17 protein-coding genes and 1 riboswitch are annotated in these 15,412 nt (G+C 70.1%); of the genes, 2 read left to right on the top strand and 15 right to left on the bottom strand.

Annotated elements, in window-relative coordinates:
- The 10 genes from CKO43_RS17595 to CKO43_RS17550 all read right to left on the bottom strand — a co-directional run.
- Positions 1–513, bottom strand: a 513-nt coding sequence (locus CKO43_RS17595) for an NYN domain-containing protein (protein WP_200379390.1), incomplete at its 3' end; no start/stop codon positions are given.
- Positions 510–1,553, bottom strand: coding sequence for a dihydroorotase (pyrC, locus tag CKO43_RS17590; protein WP_200231336.1), 1,044 nt, complete (start codon positions 1,551–1,553; stop codon positions 510–512). The genes CKO43_RS17595 and pyrC, both read right to left, overlap by 4 nt.
- Positions 1,550–2,722 carry a GGDEF domain-containing protein gene (locus CKO43_RS17585; RefSeq protein ID WP_200379389.1) on the bottom strand — a complete coding sequence of 391 codons (1,173 nt, stop codon included), beginning with the start codon at positions 2,720–2,722 and terminating at the stop codon, positions 1,550–1,552. The genes pyrC and CKO43_RS17585 overlap by 4 nt, the downstream gene beginning before the upstream one ends.
- Before the next feature lie 116 nt (positions 2,723–2,838).
- Positions 2,839–4,026 (bottom strand): GGDEF domain-containing protein, encoded by a 1,188-nt coding sequence (locus tag CKO43_RS17580; RefSeq protein WP_200231334.1) that lies wholly within the window; start codon positions 4,024–4,026, stop codon positions 2,839–2,841.
- A gap of 79 nt (positions 4,027–4,105) precedes the next feature.
- A complete protein-coding gene (locus tag CKO43_RS17575; protein ID WP_200231333.1) occupies positions 4,106–4,840 on the bottom strand; it encodes an amino acid ABC transporter ATP-binding protein in 735 nt (244 codons plus the stop codon).
- A gap of 10 nt (positions 4,841–4,850) precedes the next feature.
- A complete protein-coding gene (locus CKO43_RS17570; RefSeq protein ID WP_200231332.1) occupies positions 4,851–5,516 on the bottom strand; it encodes an amino acid ABC transporter permease in 666 nt (221 codons plus the stop codon).
- Between the two features lie 4 nt (positions 5,517–5,520).
- Positions 5,521–6,258, bottom strand: coding sequence for an ABC transporter permease subunit (locus CKO43_RS17565; RefSeq protein ID WP_200231331.1), 738 nt, complete (start codon positions 6,256–6,258; stop codon positions 5,521–5,523).
- A 64-nt stretch (positions 6,259–6,322) separates the two neighbouring features.
- Positions 6,323–7,210 carry a transporter substrate-binding domain-containing protein gene (locus tag CKO43_RS17560; protein WP_200231330.1) on the bottom strand — a complete coding sequence of 296 codons (888 nt, stop codon included), beginning with the start codon at positions 7,208–7,210 and terminating at the stop codon, positions 6,323–6,325.
- 132 nt (positions 7,211–7,342) lie between these two features.
- Positions 7,343–8,251 carry a LysR substrate-binding domain-containing protein gene (locus CKO43_RS17555; RefSeq protein ID WP_200231329.1) on the bottom strand — a complete coding sequence of 303 codons (909 nt, stop codon included), beginning with the start codon at positions 8,249–8,251 and terminating at the stop codon, positions 7,343–7,345.
- A gap of 43 nt (positions 8,252–8,294) precedes the next feature.
- On the bottom strand, positions 8,295–10,133 hold the full coding sequence (locus CKO43_RS17550; RefSeq protein WP_200231328.1) for an ABCB family ABC transporter ATP-binding protein/permease: 1,839 nt from the start codon (positions 10,131–10,133) through the stop codon (positions 8,295–8,297).
- A 94-nt stretch (positions 10,134–10,227) separates the two neighbouring features.
- Here CKO43_RS17550 and CKO43_RS17545 point away from each other — a divergent pair, with 94 nt between their 5' ends.
- Positions 10,228–10,650 (top strand): acyl-CoA thioesterase, encoded by a 423-nt coding sequence (locus CKO43_RS17545; protein WP_430699165.1) that lies wholly within the window; start codon positions 10,228–10,230, stop codon positions 10,648–10,650.
- On the opposite strand, the gene CKO43_RS17540 is transcribed toward CKO43_RS17545, so the two are convergent.
- The 5 genes from CKO43_RS17540 to CKO43_RS17520 are packed head-to-tail and all read right to left on the bottom strand — an operon-like array spanning position 10,651 to position 14,486.
- The gene (locus CKO43_RS17540) at positions 10,651–12,117 is read right to left on the bottom strand and encodes an ATP-binding protein (RefSeq protein WP_200379388.1); all 1,467 of its coding nucleotides are present in this window, start codon (positions 12,115–12,117) and stop codon (positions 10,651–10,653) included.
- Positions 12,118–12,123: 6 nt separating this feature from the next.
- Entirely contained in the window at positions 12,124–12,780 is a 657-nt protein-coding gene (locus CKO43_RS17535) for a winged helix-turn-helix domain-containing protein (protein ID WP_200231326.1), read from the bottom strand.
- 32 nt (positions 12,781–12,812) lie between these two features.
- Entirely contained in the window at positions 12,813–13,520 is a 708-nt protein-coding gene (locus CKO43_RS17530; protein WP_200379387.1) for a cytochrome b/b6 domain-containing protein, read from the bottom strand.
- A complete protein-coding gene (locus CKO43_RS17525; RefSeq protein WP_200379386.1) occupies positions 13,517–14,047 on the bottom strand; it encodes a diheme cytochrome c in 531 nt (176 codons plus the stop codon). The genes CKO43_RS17530 and CKO43_RS17525 overlap by 4 nt, the downstream gene beginning before the upstream one ends.
- A gap of 7 nt (positions 14,048–14,054) precedes the next feature.
- Positions 14,055–14,486, bottom strand: coding sequence for a DUF1924 domain-containing protein (locus CKO43_RS17520; RefSeq protein ID WP_200231323.1), 432 nt, complete (start codon positions 14,484–14,486; stop codon positions 14,055–14,057).
- Between the two features lie 99 nt (positions 14,487–14,585).
- A riboswitch (yybP-ykoY riboswitch) is annotated at positions 14,586–14,753 on the top strand.
- A gap of 21 nt (positions 14,754–14,774) precedes the next feature.
- Between CKO43_RS17520 and CKO43_RS17515 the strand changes: the two genes are divergently transcribed.
- Positions 14,775–15,344 (top strand): TMEM165/GDT1 family protein, encoded by a 570-nt coding sequence (locus CKO43_RS17515; protein ID WP_200379385.1) that lies wholly within the window; start codon positions 14,775–14,777, stop codon positions 15,342–15,344.
- The last annotated feature ends 68 nt before the right edge of the window (positions 15,345–15,412 follow it).

Below are 15,412 nucleotides of genomic sequence, written 5' to 3'. Positions count from 1 at the left end.
CGGCGCGTTGCGCTGCCCTGCCCCGCCACGCGTGCCGGCACGCTGGCCGCGCTGGGCAGCACGCGCCGGCGCCGGGGCGGCGACCCGGCCGCGGCGGTGGGCGAAGACGGTGAAGGCGTCGTAGACCGAGATCGTCTCGTCGCCGGTCTTGCCTTCCTGGCCGATGCCGACGACGCGGCAGCCCTTTTCGCGCAGGCGCTGCACCAGCGGCGCGAAGTCGGAGTCCGACGACGCGATCGCGACCACGTCCGGGCGCTCGGCGATCACGAGGTCGATGGCGTCGACGGCCATCGCGATGTCGGTCGAGTTCTTGCCGGCGGCCAGGTTGACCATCGGCTTGATGCCCAGGCGCTTGAAGGTGGCCTGGTGCTTGAGCGCACTCTCGGCGGTGCAGTAGGCGCGGCGCACGTGCAGCGCGCCGTGGGCGTCGAGCAGCAACTCGACGGCCTGTTCCATGACGTCGACGGACACGTTGTCGGCGTCGATCAGCAGCATCACGCGTTCGGTGCTCATGCAGCGAGTCTCCAGGGCAGGGTTTCGCCGGCACGCAGCGGTTTGATGACGGTGTCGCCGAAGGGCAGCGTCTCGGGCAGCACGAAGGGCTCGCGGCGCAGCGTCACGCTGCCGGTGTTGCGCGGCAGGCCGTAGAAGTCGGGGCCGTTGAAGGCGGCGAAGGCCTCCAGCTTGTCGAGTGCGCCGGCACGTTCGAAGGCTTCGGCGTAGAGCGCCAGCGCCGCCGGCGCGGTGAAACACCCGGCGCCGCAGACCGACTGCTCCTTCAGCGCCGCCGCGTGCGGCGCGCTGTCGGTGCCGAGGAAGAACTTGCGGCTGCCCGAGGCGGCCGCGGCCAGCAGCGCGTCGCGGTGCACGGCGCGTTTCAACACCGGCAGGCAGTAGTAGTGCGGCCGCAGCCCGCCGACGAAGAGTGCGTTGCGGTCGTACAGCAGGTGGTGGGCGGTGATCGTCGCGGCGGTGAAGGCGTCGGCGGCGGCGACGTACGCGGCGGCCTCCTGCGTCGTGATGTGCTCGAACACCACCTTCAGCTCGGGCAGGTCGCGGCGCAGCGGCTGCATCACGCGTTCGATGAACACGGCCTCGCGGTCGAAGACGTCGACCTCGGGGTCGGTGACCTCGCCGTGCACCAGCAGCGGCAGGCCGGCCCGCTGCATCGCCTCCAGCGTCGGGTAGCAGCGGCGCAGGTCGGTGACGCCGGCGTCGCTGTTCGTCGTGGCGCCGGCCGGATAGAGCTTGAGCGCGACGACGCCGGCCGCCCGCGCACGCTCGATCTCGTCGGGCGGCGTGTTGTCGGTCAGGTACAGCGTCATCAGCGGCTCGAAGCCGGAGCCCTCGGGACGCGCGGCGAGGATGCGCTCGCGGTAGGCCGAGGCCAGCGCGGCCGTGGTCACCGGCGGGCGCAGGTTGGGCATCACGATCGCTCGCGCGAATTCGCGCGCCGTGTAAGGCAGCACCGCGGCGAGCGCGGCGCCGTCGCGTAGATGCAGATGCCAGTCGTCGGGGCGGGTGATCGTCAGCGAGGTGGGCGCAAGACTCATCGGGGAATTGTCTCATCGGCCCCGGCCAGTGCCGCCTGGTCGCGGCCGGCACGTTTGGCGCGGTAGAGCGCGGCGTCGGCCGCACGGTAGAGCGCGTCGGCGTCGACGCTGCCCTGCGGGCTCAACGCGATGCCGGCCGAGAAGCTGAGCGGGCAGGCCCGGCCAGCCTCGGTGCGCAGGCCCAGCGCGCGGCAGTCTTGGCGCAGGTCCTCCAGCACCGCCAGTGCTCCGGCGGCGTCGCTGTCGGGCAGCACCAGCGCGAACTCCTCGCCACCCAGGCGCACGAACAGGTCCGACGCACGCAGCCGCGCGTGCACCGCCTGCACGAAACGCCGCAGCACCTCGTCGCCGAAGACGTGGCCGTGTTCGTCGTTGACCTGCTTGAAGCGGTCGAGGTCGAGCAGCAGATAGGCGACGCTGCGGCGCTCGCGCCGGGCGCGCTGCAGCGTGCGCTCGAGCAGCGGCCCGCCGGCCATGCGGTTCAGCGCACCGGTGAGGTGGTCGCGCGAGGCCTGGCGCTCGAGCAAACTCGTCGCACGCTCGGCACAGGCGAGCACGAAGCCGAAGCCCGAACCCGCCAACGCGGTGAAGGCGGTGATCTCGAGCAGGATCTGCGCCGGATTGGGCTGCGACAGGTCGACGTAGGCCTGGGGCTGCAGCAGCGCGTGCCCACAGCGGATCAGAAGCGCCACGGCGACCAGCACCAGCATCAGGCCCACCGGCCGCAGCGAACGTTCGGCCCGGCCGCGGCTGCGCCAGACCAGCCAGCCCGCCCACAGCAGCGGCAGTGCGGCGATCAGCGACTGGATCGGCATCCTCGTCGGTGTCGGCAGCAGCATCAGCGGCGCCATCGACAGCGCGCTGGCGACACCCCCGATGCGCAGCAGCCGCGGCGGCCGGCGCTGGTCGATGAAACGCTGCAGCGCGGCGACGAAGACGAACTCGCCGAGCACGATCAGGCCGTTGCTGGCGACGACCCATCCCGCCCACGGCGCGGCGACGTCGGCCAGCAGGAACAGATAGCCGGCCAGCATCAGGCTGTTGCCCCAGCCCCAGCGCCGCAGCGACTCGCCGCCGGCCAGGCCGCGGCCGATCGTGGCCAGCTGCAGCCCGAGCATCGCGTAGCCCAGCAGCAGCAGGACGAAGATGGTGGGCTCGTGCAGGGTCATCGCGGAATGCTCGCAATGCCCGCGAGCAAGGCCGAACCCGGCGTCGGCAGCAGCCGGCCGGGCGACGGGAGTTCAGGTCCGGAGCATCCCCGAAAGAAGGCGCGGCTGCGCGGCCGTCATGCCGGCACCCCCGGACGGGACCCGGTGAGCTCGGGCTCGGCCAGCACCGAGCGGTCGCGGCCGGCGTGTTTGGCCTGGTACAGCGCCGTGTCGGCGTCGCGGTAGAGCGCGTCGGCGTCGATGTCGCCGCCCGGGCTCAACGCGACGCCGGCCGAGAACGTGACCACGAAAGCTCGCCCATCGGGCGCGCGCAACCCCATCTCCGCAGTGGCGCGGCGCAGCTCGTCGAGCACGCCGAGCGCGCCGGCGGTGTCGCTGTCGGGCAGCACCAGCGCGAACTCCTCGCCGCCGTAACGCGCGAAGACGTCGGAGCTGCGCAGGCGCTCGCGCACCGTCTGCGCGAAGCGGCGCAGCACCTCGTCGCCGAAGACGTGGCCGTTGAGGTCGTTGATGAGCTTGAAGCGGTCGAGGTCGAGCAGCACGAAGACGACGGTGCTGCGCTCGCGCCGGGCACGCTGCAGCGCGTGCTCGAGCATCAGCTCGGCGGCCTGGCGGTTCAGTGCGCCAGTCAGGTGGTCGTGCGAGGCCAGGCGTTCCATCGAACGTGTCGCGCGCTCGGTGCAGGCGAGCACGAAGCCGAAACCCGCCCCCAACAGCGCGGCGAAGCTGGTCAGCAGCATCATCACCTGCATCGTGTTCGGCACGGCGAGGTCGTGGTAGGCCTGCGGATGCAGCCAGGCGTCGGCGGCGCGGCCGAAGAACGCGAGCGGGATCAAGGCCAGCGTGAAGCCCACCGGCCACAGCGAGCGTTCGACCTGGTCGCGCGCACGCCAGACCTGCCAGGCGCCCCAGATCACCGGCAGCGGCGTCACCAGCGAGACGATGAAGACGCGCATCGGCGTGTCGAACAGCGCCAGCGGCAACATCGCCAGCACCGACAGCGCGCAGACGATGCGCATCGCGCGCGGCAGCGGGCGGTCGGTGATGAACTGCTGCAGCGCAGCGACGTAGGCGCACTCGCCGAGCAGGATCAGCCCGTTGCCGGCGATCACGGACACCGGCAGCGGCACGACGACACGCGCCAGCAGCATCAGGTGGCCGAGCAGCAGCAGGCTGTTGCCCCAGCTCCAGCGGCGCAGCGCCTCGCTGCCGTGCAGGCGGCGGCGCACCATCGCGAGCTGCAGGCCCAGCATGGCGTATCCCAGCAGCAGCAGGACGAGGATGGTCGGTGGGTGCAGCGTCATCGCGGGAAGCCCCACGCACCCTGGCAGGGCAGGATCGGCGCACGTCCACGAAGGGTGATCTGGCGTGCGCTCTGAAACTTCAGTGCGAGAGGATCTTCGAAAGGAAGTCCTTCGCGCGCACCGATCTCGCGTCCGGATCGCCGAAGAAGTCGTCCTTCGTGCAGTCCTCCACGATCTTGCCGTGGTCCATGAAGATCACGCGGTGGCTGACCTTCTTCGCGAAGCCCATCTCGTGGGTCACGCACATCATCGTCATGCCCTCGTGAGCCAGCTGGACCATGACGTCCAGCACCTCGCCGACCATTTCCGGGTCGAGCGCCGAGGTCGGCTCGTCGAACAGCATCACGATCGGGTCCATCGACAGCGCGCGCGCGATCGCCACGCGCTGCTGCTGGCCGCCGGACAGCTGGCCCGGGTACTTGTCCTTGTGCACCGTCAGGCCGACCCGCTCGAGCATCTTCAGCCCGCGCGCCTTGGCTTCGTCGACCGAGCGGCCGAGAACCTTGATCTGCGCCAGCGTCAGGTTCTCGGTCACCGACAGGTGCGGAAACAGCTCGAAGTGCTGGAACACCATGCCGACGCGTGCGCGCAGCTTGGGCAGGTTGGTCTTGGGGTCGCTCAGGCTGATGCCGTCGACGGAGATGTCACCCTTCTGGAACGGCTCGAGCGCGTTGACGGTCTTGATCAGCGTGCTCTTGCCCGAGCCCGACGGCCCGCAGACGACGACGACCTCGCCCTTCTTGATGGAGGTGGTGCAGTCGGTCAGCACCTGGAAGCTGCCGTACCACTTGCTGACGTTGTTGATCTGAATCATTCGGAATCCTTCAGCGGATGATGGCGATCCGCGCCTGCATCCGCCGCACGAGCATCGACAGGCCGAAGCAGATCACGAAGTAGACGACGGCCGCGACGAGATAGGTCTCGACCGGCCGGTTGAAGTTTTTGCCGGCGATCTCGAAGCCCTTGAGCAGGTCGTAGGCGCCGATCGCGTAGACCAGCGAGGTGTCCTGGAACAGGATGATGGTCTGCGTCAGCAGCACCGGCAGCATGTTGCGGAAGGCCTGCGGCAGCACCACGAGCTGCATCGTCTGGCGGTAGTTCATGCCCATCGCGTAGCCGGCGTAGACCTGGCCCTTGGGCACGCTCTGGATGCCGGCGCGCATGATCTCGGAGTAGTAGGCGGCCTCGAACAGCGTGAAGGTGACGAAGGCCGACAGCTCGGCGCCCAGCGGCCGGCCCAGCAGCAGCGGGATCAGCAGGAAGAACCACAGGATCACCATGACCAGCGGCACGCTGCGCATGGTGTTGACGTAGGCCGCCGCCGGCGTCACCAGCCAGGGTTTGCCGGACAGGCGCATCAGCGCCAGCAGCGTGCCCAGCACGATGCCGCCGATCATCGCGAACAGCGTCAGCTGCAGCGAGAACAGCAGGCCCTTGACGATGAAGCTGGAGACGACATCGGGGGTGAAGAAGCTGAAGTCGAGATTCATCGCTTCACTTCCCGCCGATCATGCCCGGCACGCGGACACGGTTCTCGATGAACTGCGCGACACGGTTGATCGTGAAGGCCGAGATGAAATAGAGCACCGTCACCGCGAGGTACATCTCGATGTTGCGCGAGGTCTCCTCGCCGGCCTGCAGCGCGAACATCGTCAGCTCGGCGATGCTCACCGCGAACGCGACCGAGGAATTCTTGATGATGTTCATCGCCTCGCTCGTGAGCGGTGGCACGATGATGCGAAAGGCCATCGGCAGCAGCACGTAGCGGTAGGTCTGCGGCAGCGTCAGCCCCATCGCCAGGCCCGCGTAGCGCTGGCCGCGCGGCAGGCTCTGGATGCCCGCCCTCACCTGCTCGGAGATACGCGCCGAGGTGAAGAAGCCGAGCGCGAAGACCACCAGCACGAAGCTCGGGAAGGCCTGCAGCGGCTTGAACAGCGACGGCAGCACGTGGTACCAGAGGAAGATCTGGACCAGCAGCGGAATGTTGCGGAACAGCTCGGTCCAGGCGTTGCCGAAGAACACGAGCCGGCGGTCCGGCGTGGTCCTCAGAATGCCCACCAACGAGCCGAAGAACAGCGCGACGACGAGCGCCAGCGCCGACACCGACAGTGTCCAGCCCCAGGCCGACAGCAGCCAGTCCAGGTAGGTGATGTCGCCGCCGCGGCCGAAGCAGCCGGGCAGCACCTCGCCAGTGACGGTCTCGGTGCAGAAAATCTGCCAGTCCCAGGTCACGCGCTCTCCCTCAGGTCAAAAAAGAGGCCCGCCCCGGGACGGAGGCGGGCCCGACGCGAGCGCGTCAGCGCTTGGCGTAGTCTTCCATCGGCTTGTCGTTCGGGTTCGCCCAGGCGGCCTTGGTCGCGCCGCTGAGCGGCAGGCCGATCTTGGCGTTGGTCGGCGGGATCGGCTGCAGGAACCACTTGTCGTAGGTCTTGGCCAGTTCGCCGCTCTTGATCTGCGCCTTGATGCTGTCGTCGACCGCGGCCTTGAACGCCGGGTCGTCCTTGCGCAGCATGATCGCGATCGGTTCGACCGACAGCACTTCGCCGACGATCTTGAAGCCGGCCGGGTTCTTCGAGGTGGCGATGTTCTTCGCCAGGATCGAGCCGTCCATCACGAAGGCGTCGGCGCGGCCCGATTCCAGCAGCAGGAAGCTGTCGGCGTGGTCCTTGCCGAAGACTTCCTTGAAGTCGATGCCGTTGGCACGTTCATGCTTGCGCAGCGTCTGCACCGAAGTCGTGCCGGTGGTCGTGGCGATGGTCTTGCCGGCGAGCTGCGAGATCGAGCTGATGCCCGAGTCGGCCTTCACCGCGGTGCGCACTTCCTCGACGTAGGTCGTGACGGCGAAGGCCACGTCCTTCTGGCGCGCGAGGTTGTTCGTCGTCGAGCCGCACTCGATGTCGACGGTGCCGTTCTGCACCAGCGGGATGCGGTTCTGCGAGGTCACCGGCTGGTACTTGATGGTCAGGCTCGACAGGCCCAGCTTCTTGCGGATGTCGGAGATGACCTTCTGGCAGACGTCGATGTGATAGCCCACGTATTTGCCGTCGCCCAGCGTGTACGACAGCCCCGAGGACTCGCGCACGCCCATCGTCACCGTGCCAGTTTCCTTGATCTTGGACAGGGTATCGGCCTGGACAGCGCCGACGGCCAGCAGCGTGGCTACGGCCAGCAACGTCTTCTTCATGAACTCTCCTTCGCAGTGGGAAGCAGGTGAAAGGCGGAACCGCTCATTTTAGGGATGACAAACGGGCGCACGAAGCGCCCGGCCCCAGGGAATGCACGAATCGGGCCGGACGCGCAACACCATCGCCAGACATCAGCCGCGGCGCAGGAAGTCCCACAGGGCCTGCACGCCGGGTTTGGGGTGGCGGGCGAACTCCGGGCGCTCGCGGTAGATGCGCACGTCCATCGTCAGCTCGTAGGCGCCGGGCGGGGCCGCGGCGACCAGGCGGCCGGTCTCGATCTCCTGGTGCACCGAGCTCGCCGGCAGGAAGGCCAGGCCGTGGCCCTCGAGCGCCATCGCCTTCAGGCCTTCGGCCATGTCGGTGACGTAGATCGGCTCGAGCTGCGCCGGCACTGCCGCCTGCTTGAGGATCAGCTCGACCAGCCGCGCCATGTAGGCGCCCGAGGCGTAGCTGAGGCAGGGCACCTTGTCCGGGTGCGGCAGCCGAAACAGCGGCTGGCCTTCGGTGTCGGGCTTGGCGTAGGCGGCCAGCGTCTCGCTGCCCAGGCTCAGCATCTCGTAGCGGTCGGTCGACAGCTGCAGCGGCTGCGACGGGTGGTGGTAGGCGATCAGCAGGTCGCAGCCGCCTTCGGTCAGGCGCAGCACCGCGTCGTGCACGTTCAGGCCGGTGAGCCGGCTCTTGATCTTGCCGAAGCGCTGGCGCAGGTCCATCAGCCAGTGCGGGAAGAAGGTGAACGCGAGGGTGTGCGGCGCCGCGAACTCGATCATGTCCAGGCCGGCGGCCTGGTAGGACCGCATCATGTTGCGCACCGACTGCAGCGAGCCCAGCACCTCGAGCGCCTGCGCGTGCAGGGTCTCGCCGGCCGGTGTCAGCCGTGTCGGGTAGGACGAGCGGTCGACGAGGTCGATCCCGGCCCAGGCCTCCAGCGCCTGGATGCGGCGCGAGAACGCCGGTTGCGTGACATGCCTCAGCTGCGCCGAGCGCGAGAAGCTGCGCGTTTCGGCGAGGCTGACGAAGTCCTCGAGCCACTTCGTTTCCATCGGGGCAGTGTAGCCAGCCGGGCGCGGCGCCCGGCCCGCGTGTTCAGACGGCCGCGGGTTCGTCAGCGTCCTGCGCCGCCTGCTGCAGCTGCCACATCTGGGCGTAGCGGCCATTGCGCGCCAGCAGCTCGGCGTGGGCGCCGCGTTCGACGACGCGGCCCTGGTCGAGCACGACGATCTCGTACGCGTCGACCACCGTCGACAGCCGGTGGGCGATGACGAGCGCGGTCTTGCCCTGGGCCGCGCTGCGCAGCTCGGCCTGGATCGCACGTTCGTTGGCCGAGTCCAGCGCCGAGGTCGCCTCGTCGAAGATCAGCACCGGCGGGTCCTTCAGCAGGGTGCGGGCGATCGCGACACGCTGTTTCTCGCCGCCCGAGAGCTTCAGCCCGCGCTCGCCGACCATCGTCGCGTAGCCCTTGGGCGTGGAGGCGATGAAGTCGTGGATGCGGGCCTGGCGCGCCGCGGCCTCGACCTCGGCACGCGAAGCGCCCGGGCGGCCGTAGGCGATGTTGTATTCGACGGTGTCGTTGAACAGCACCGTGTCCTGCGGGACGATGCCGATCGCGCGCCGCAGGCTGGCCTGGGTGCACTGGCGGATGTCCTGGCCGTCGATCGTGATGCGGCCACCGGCGACGTCGTAGAAGCGATAGAGCAGCCGCGCCAGCGTCGACTTGCCGGCACCCGAGGCGCCGACCACGGCCACCGTGCGCCCCGGCGGGATCTCGAAGCTGACGTCGTGCAGGATGGGCCGCGCCGGGTCGTAGGCGAAGTCCACGTGCTCGAAGCGCACCGCGCCGGCACCGACCTTCAGCTCGGGCGCGCCGGGCGCGTCGGCGACCTCGCGCTCGCGTTCGAGCAGGCCGAACATCTTCTCCAGGTCGGTCAGCGCCTGCTTGATCTCGCGGTAGATCACGCCGAGGAAGTTCAGCGGGATGTACAGCTGGATCATGAAGGCGTTGATCATCACCAGGTCACCCAGCGTCAGCCGGCCTTCTGCGACGCCGACCGTCGCGCGCCAGAGCATCCCGACCAGCGCGGTGGCGATGATCAGCTGCTGGCCGGTGTTGAGCAGGCTCAGCGTGCTCTGGCTCTTCAGCTTGGCGCGCTGCAGGCTCTGCAGGCTCTGGTCGTAGCGCCGGGCCTCGAACTCCTCGTTGTTGAAGTACTTGACGGTCTCGTAGTTCAGCAGCGAGTCGATGGCGTGCGAGTGCGCGGTCGAGTCGAGCTCGTTCATCTGCTTGCGGAACTGCGTGCGCCACTCGGTCACGAAGATCGTGAAGCCGATGTAGAAGACGAGCGCGAAGCCGGTGATCCAGGCGAACCAGGCGTCGAACTTGACCGCCAGCAGCCCGAGCACCAGGCCGACCTCGATCAGCGTCGGCAGGATGCTGTAGAGCGTGTACGAGATCAGCGACTGCACCGCGCGCGTGCCGCGCTCGATGTCGCGCGTCATGCCGCCGGTCTGGCGTTCCAGGTGGAAACGCATCGACAGCGCGTGCAGGTGGCCGAAGACCTTCAGCGAGATGCTGCGCGACGCGCCCTCGGTGGCCTTGGCGAAGATCAGCTCGCGCAGCTCGGTGAAGATCGAGGTCGACAGGCGCAGCAGCCCGTAGGCGACGACCAGCCCGACCGGCACCACCAGCAGCGCGGCCGGGTCGCCGGGCTTGAAGGACATCGCGTCGACCAGCTGCTTGAGCAGCAGCGGCACGCCGACGTTGGCGACCTTGGCCGCGATCAGGCAGGCAAGCGCGATCGACACCCGCCAGCGGTAGACCCAGAGAAAGGGCAGCAGACGCCCGAGCGTCTTCCAGTCCGAACGCGGGGCACCGGGTTCGGTGGCCGGGGCCGGGGGCGCGCTCAGGGAGCGGGAAGAGGAACGCATGGGCGGGATTGTCGCCCTGCGGCCGAAGCGGCGCAGGCCGCGGGCCGGCAGGCCACAATCCCGTCGCTTGTGTTTGCCTTGGAGCCTTGCCCGAATGAACTCTCCCGCAGCCCCGCAGGTCCCGCACATGGCGCCGTGCACGCTGCCCGACGGCGCCGAGCTCGTGATGCGCGTGATGCCGATGCCGGCCGACGCCAACGCCAACGGCGACGTCTTCGGCGGCTGGATCATGGCCCAGGTCGATCTCGCCGGCGCGGTGCTGCCGGCGCGGGTGGCACGCGGCCGCATCGCGACGGTGGCCGTGAACCAGTTCGTCTTCAAGCAGCCGGTGTCGATCGGCGACCTGCTGAGCTTCTACGCCCGCGTCGAGCGCGTCGGCAACACGTCCGTCACCGTGCATGTCGAGGTCTACGCCGAGCGCAACCCGGCCGACCCGCAGATCGTCAAGGTCACCGAGGCCAACCTGACTTACGTGGCGATCGCCGCCGACGGCAAACCGCGCCCGATCCCCCGCTGATCAGGCCGGCCAGATCACGCGCACCGCCAGCCCGCCGAGCGCAGCCGAGCGCGTGACGTCGACCTGCGCGTGGTGCAGCGCGGCGATGCGGCGCACGATGGACCAGCCCAGGCCGCTGCCGCTGGCGTCCTGGCCGAGCACGCGAAAGAAACGTTCGCCCAGGCGCGCGATGTCGGCGTCGGCCATACCGGCGCCGCTGTCCTCGACCGTCAGCACGACGGTGCTGCCGTGGCGCTGCAGCGTGGCGTGCACGCGGGCGCCAGCGGGGCTGTAGCGCAGCGCGTTGTCCAGCAGGTTGCGCAGCAGCACCGCCAGCAAAGCCTCGACGCCTTCGAGCCGGATCTCGTCGTCGGCCTCCAGCTCCAGCGTCTGGCCCCGCGCCAGTGCCTGGGGTGCCAGCGCCGCGGCGCTGCGGCGCGCGACCGCGGCCAGCGCCACCGGCGCCATCGTCGGCGCGGCGCCGCCGGCGTCCAGGCGCGCCAGCGTCAGCAACTGCTCGACCAGGCGCACCGCGCGGTCGCAGCCTTCGATCGTGGCCTGCAGCGCGTGGCGGCGGCGCTCGCCGTCGGCTTCGGCCAGCGCCACCTGGGCCTGGGTGCGGATCGCGGCGATCGGCGTGCGCAGCTCGTGCGCGGCGTCGGCGGTGAAGCGGCGTTCGGTCTCCAGCATGCGTGCGATGCGGCCGAACAGGCTGTTCAGCTCGTCGATCATCGGTTGCATCTCGCTGGGCGCATCGGCCACGTCCACCGGCGCCAGGGTCTGCGGCTCGCGTGCAGCCAGCGTGCGGCCCAGGCGCCGCAGCGGGGTGGTGCCGGCCCGCACCGCCCACCAGATGCCCAGCGCCAGCAGCGGCAGGCCCAGCAGCAGCGGCCACAAGGTGCCCAGCAGCAGCGCGTGCAGGATGGCGCGGCGCGAGCCCAGGTGTTCGGCAACGAAGACCTGCACGTCACGGTCGGAACCGCGGGCGCTGAACAGGCGCCAGGGCTCGCCGTCGATGCGCACGGTGCCGAAACCGCCGTCGCGCTCCCGCCCCGGCCGGCCGTCGGCGCCGAAACGGTCCAGGCGCTGCTCGGGCGCGTTGGCCGAACGCTGCACCAGCCGGCCCTCGTGCCAGATCTGGAACACGACACGCGGCGAATAGTGCTTCAGCGACAGCGCGCCGAAACGCTCCTCGTCGTGGTCGTGATGGCGGCGGCGGCGCTCCTGGCCTTCGGCCCGCGTCTCGCGGCGCTGCTTGCGTTCGTCGCGGGCGCGGCGTTCGTCGTCGTCGTCGTCCTCGATGACGCGCACCTGCTGCGCCACCAGCAGCGTCGCCGCCTGCGCCAGGTGGGCGTCGAGCAGTTCCGCCAGTTCGCGCCGCGTGTCGCGGAAGGTGACCGCGACCGTGCCCGCCCACAGCAGCACGACCAGGCCCAGCACCAGCAGCACCAGCCGGCCCTGCAACGAACGCGGGAGGAGACGGCGCACGGCGCTTCAGCCCGGCAGCAGGTAACCGACGCCGCGCACCGTCTGCACCAGCTCGCTGCCGAGCTTGCGCCGCAGGTGGTGCACGTGGACCTCGACGGCGTTGCTCTCGACCTCGCGCCCCCAGCGGTACAGATGCTGCTCGAGCTGCTCGCGCGTCAGCACGCGCCCGGCGTTGAGCATCAGCGCGTGCAGCAGGTCGAACTCGCGCTGCGACAGCGGCACCGGCTCGCCGGCACGCGTGACGATGCGCGCCGCCGGGTCGAGCACGATCTCGCCGGCGGCGAGCAGTTCCTGCGTCAGCCCGTGGGCGCGCCGGATCAGCGCGCGCAGCCGCGCCGACAGCTCGTCCAGGTCGACCGGCTTGACGACGTAGTCATCGGCGCCCTGGTCCAGGCCGAGCACGCGGTCGCTGACGGCGTCGCGTGCAGTCAGCACCAGCACCGGCAGGCGCACGCCGGCGGCACGCGCCTCGGCGAGCACCTCCAGCCCGTCCTTGCGCGGCAGGCCCAGGTCGAGCACCGCGGCGGCGTGCACCGCAGAGCGCAGTTCACGCGACGCGGCCTCGCCGTCGCGCACCCAGTCGACCTGGAAACCGGCCTGCGTGAGCCCTGCACGCAGCCCATCGCCGAGCAGGGCGTCGTCTTCGACCAGGAGGATGCGCATGGTGTGGTGATGCTAAGCCGCGGGGAAGCTGTTCAATCGTCGTCGCCGTCGCGACCGTGCTGGCCGGCCGTCGCGATGGCGCCGTCGCCGCCCGCAGATGCCGGTGCACTCTGCCACTGCAGCACCCAGAAGCCGATCACCGCGGCGATCACCAGCGCCGCGACACTGCGCCACGGCTTGCGGATCGCCTCGTCCGGTGGCGCCATCTTCAGCCCGTCGACCATGCTGCGCGGCAGGTTCTCGCCCGTCATGCGGCTGGCCAGCAGCACGCCGACGACGTGCGCCGCCGCGGTCAGCAGGAACAGGTTGGCGGCGATCTCGTGCGCTTCCTCGAGCCACTCGCCGCCGATGTCCTGCTGCAGCGCGTAACCGCTGGCGCCCAGCACCAGCCCGAGCAGCAGCAGCACGACGATGGCGAGTGCACTCGCCGGGTTGTGGCCGACGTGGTGCTCGGGCCGGCGGCGCAGGATGGCGCCGAGGTAGCGCAGCACCGCGCCCGGACCGGTGACGAAGTCGGCAAAGCGCGCGTGGCGCGTGCCGACCAGGCCCCAGACCAGGCGGAAGACGACCAGGCCGGCGAGCGTGTAGCCCAGCGTCTGGTGCAGCAGCGCCTGGCGCTCGCTTTCCGAGGTCAGCCAGGCACCGGCGAAACACAGCACCAGCAGCCAGTGGAAGACGCGCACCGGCAGGTCCCAGACGAGGCGGCGCCGGCGCTCGGCGGCGGGGGTGGAGGTGTTCATTTCGGGATCTTCACGTCGTGTTCTTCGAAGTCACCCTGGGCGGCGCGCGGGTGGCAGGCGCCGCAGTTGGCCGGGCTGGCGACCGATTTGCGCTGCCAGACGGCGGCGCGGATCTCGTCGTGCTCACGCTCGAACCAGGCGCTGCGTGTGATGCGGTCCTCGGGCGGTGCGCTGCGCGCGCGGCGGCCGCTGCCGGCCTGGGTGTCCAGCCAGGCGGCGATCTGTTTCTGGGCCGCGGCGTCGAGCGAAGCGTCGCTGCCGTAATGCTGGTCGAGCCCGTTCATCACCCGTTTCCAGGACTCGGCCGGCAGCATGCCGGGCGGATAGGCGACGTGGCAGGAGCCGCCGCACTCCTGCTCGTAGGCCGGCAGCAGCGTCGCGGCGGCGCGGCTCTCGCCGCGTTCGCCGCGTTCATGGCGTTCGTGTCCGTCGTCGCCGTGGCGGTGGGCCCAGGCGGCGCCGCCGGCGAGGCCGGCGATGGCCAGGACGGCGATGCCCAGCGCCAGTCGGGTATGCAGAGGCTTCATGGCGTGCTCACTTCAGCGTCGTCAGCCAGGCCAGCACGTCGGCCTTCTCGGCCGGCGTGCAGGCGCGTTCGAGCACGTCCTTGCAGTTGCGGCGGAACCACTTCTCGACCTTGGCTTCGTCGCTGAACCGTTTCGGGTTGGCGGCCGGCGCCAGCGCCGCGATCGTGCGGCCGGTGCTGGCGTGGCGGCCGTCCTGCGTCGGCTGGTCGCCGTGACAGGAGGCGCAGCTCCATTCGCCGCCGTGGCGGGCATGGAACCACTGCTGGCCGCGGGCGGCGTCGGGCGCGCGGCCGGCTTCGGCGGCGTAACGCGCCAGCAGATCGGCCGGCGCGGCGAGCACCGGCAGCGCCGACAGCACGGCGACGGCAGCGACCGCGCAGGTGGCGAGCACGGCACGCGAAGGCAGTCGGAATCGGGTTCGGGTGGATGGGACGTTCATGGCAGCTCCTTGGACACGGATGCTGCGCGGCGCGTCTTAGGGTCCTCTTAAGACCGCGGCCGGACGGCGGCGGCGAGACGCCCGGATAGAATCGCGGCTGCACTCGTCATCGGGGAGTAGCCGCCCTGCCGCATCGGCAGGGGTCCTGGTCAACACGCTTGGTCCGCTCGGACCATGGCCAGCACAGCCCCCAAGCCTGGCAAGACCGTTGACTGCGTCGCCTCCGAATCGGGCCGGGGTTGCGGCGTGGTCAGCATCCGGTCATGCCGGCCCGCTTCGGATCATCCCTTGGAAGCCTTCCTGATCTCCACCGGCATCGTCGCGCTCGGCGAAATGGGCGACAAGACGCAGCTGCTGGCGATGCTGCTGGCGGCGCGCTTCAAGCGTCCGGTGCCCATCATCCTGGGCGTGCTCGTCGCGACACTCGTCAACCACGCGCTGGCCGGCGTCGTTGGCGACACCGTCGCGCGCTGGATGGGCCCGGACCTGCTGCGCTGGGTCATCGGCCTGAGCTTCCTCGGCATGGCAGTGTGGATGCTGATCCCCGACGAAGCCGGCGAAGTCGAAGGCGGCACGGCGCGTTTCGGCGTCTTCGGCACGACGGTGATCGCGTTCTTCCTCGCCGAGATGGGCGACAAGACGCAGATCGCCACCGTCGCGCTGGCGGCGCGTTTCAGCGACCTGTGGGCGGTGGTCGCCGGCACCACCTTCGGCATGATGCTGGCCAACGTGCCGGCGGTCTTCTTCGGCGACCGCGTCAGCCGCCTGGTGCCGATGCGCGTCGTGCACGCGGTCAGCGCCGCGATCTTCGCGCTGCTGGGGCTGCTGACGCTGCTGAACGTCGGCCGGTTCTTCTAAGCGTCAGCGAGCCAGGGCCGGCGCCAAGCCGCCGGCCATCAAGCTTCCCGCCACGGCCCGGCTCCGCC

The sequence above is a fragment of the Rubrivivax gelatinosus genome (genome assembly GCF_016583785.1).
In the GTDB taxonomy this organism is placed as follows: domain Bacteria; phylum Pseudomonadota; class Gammaproteobacteria; order Burkholderiales; family Burkholderiaceae_C; genus Rubrivivax; species Rubrivivax gelatinosus_B.
This window is presented reverse-complemented; position numbering and strand designations above follow the sequence as displayed.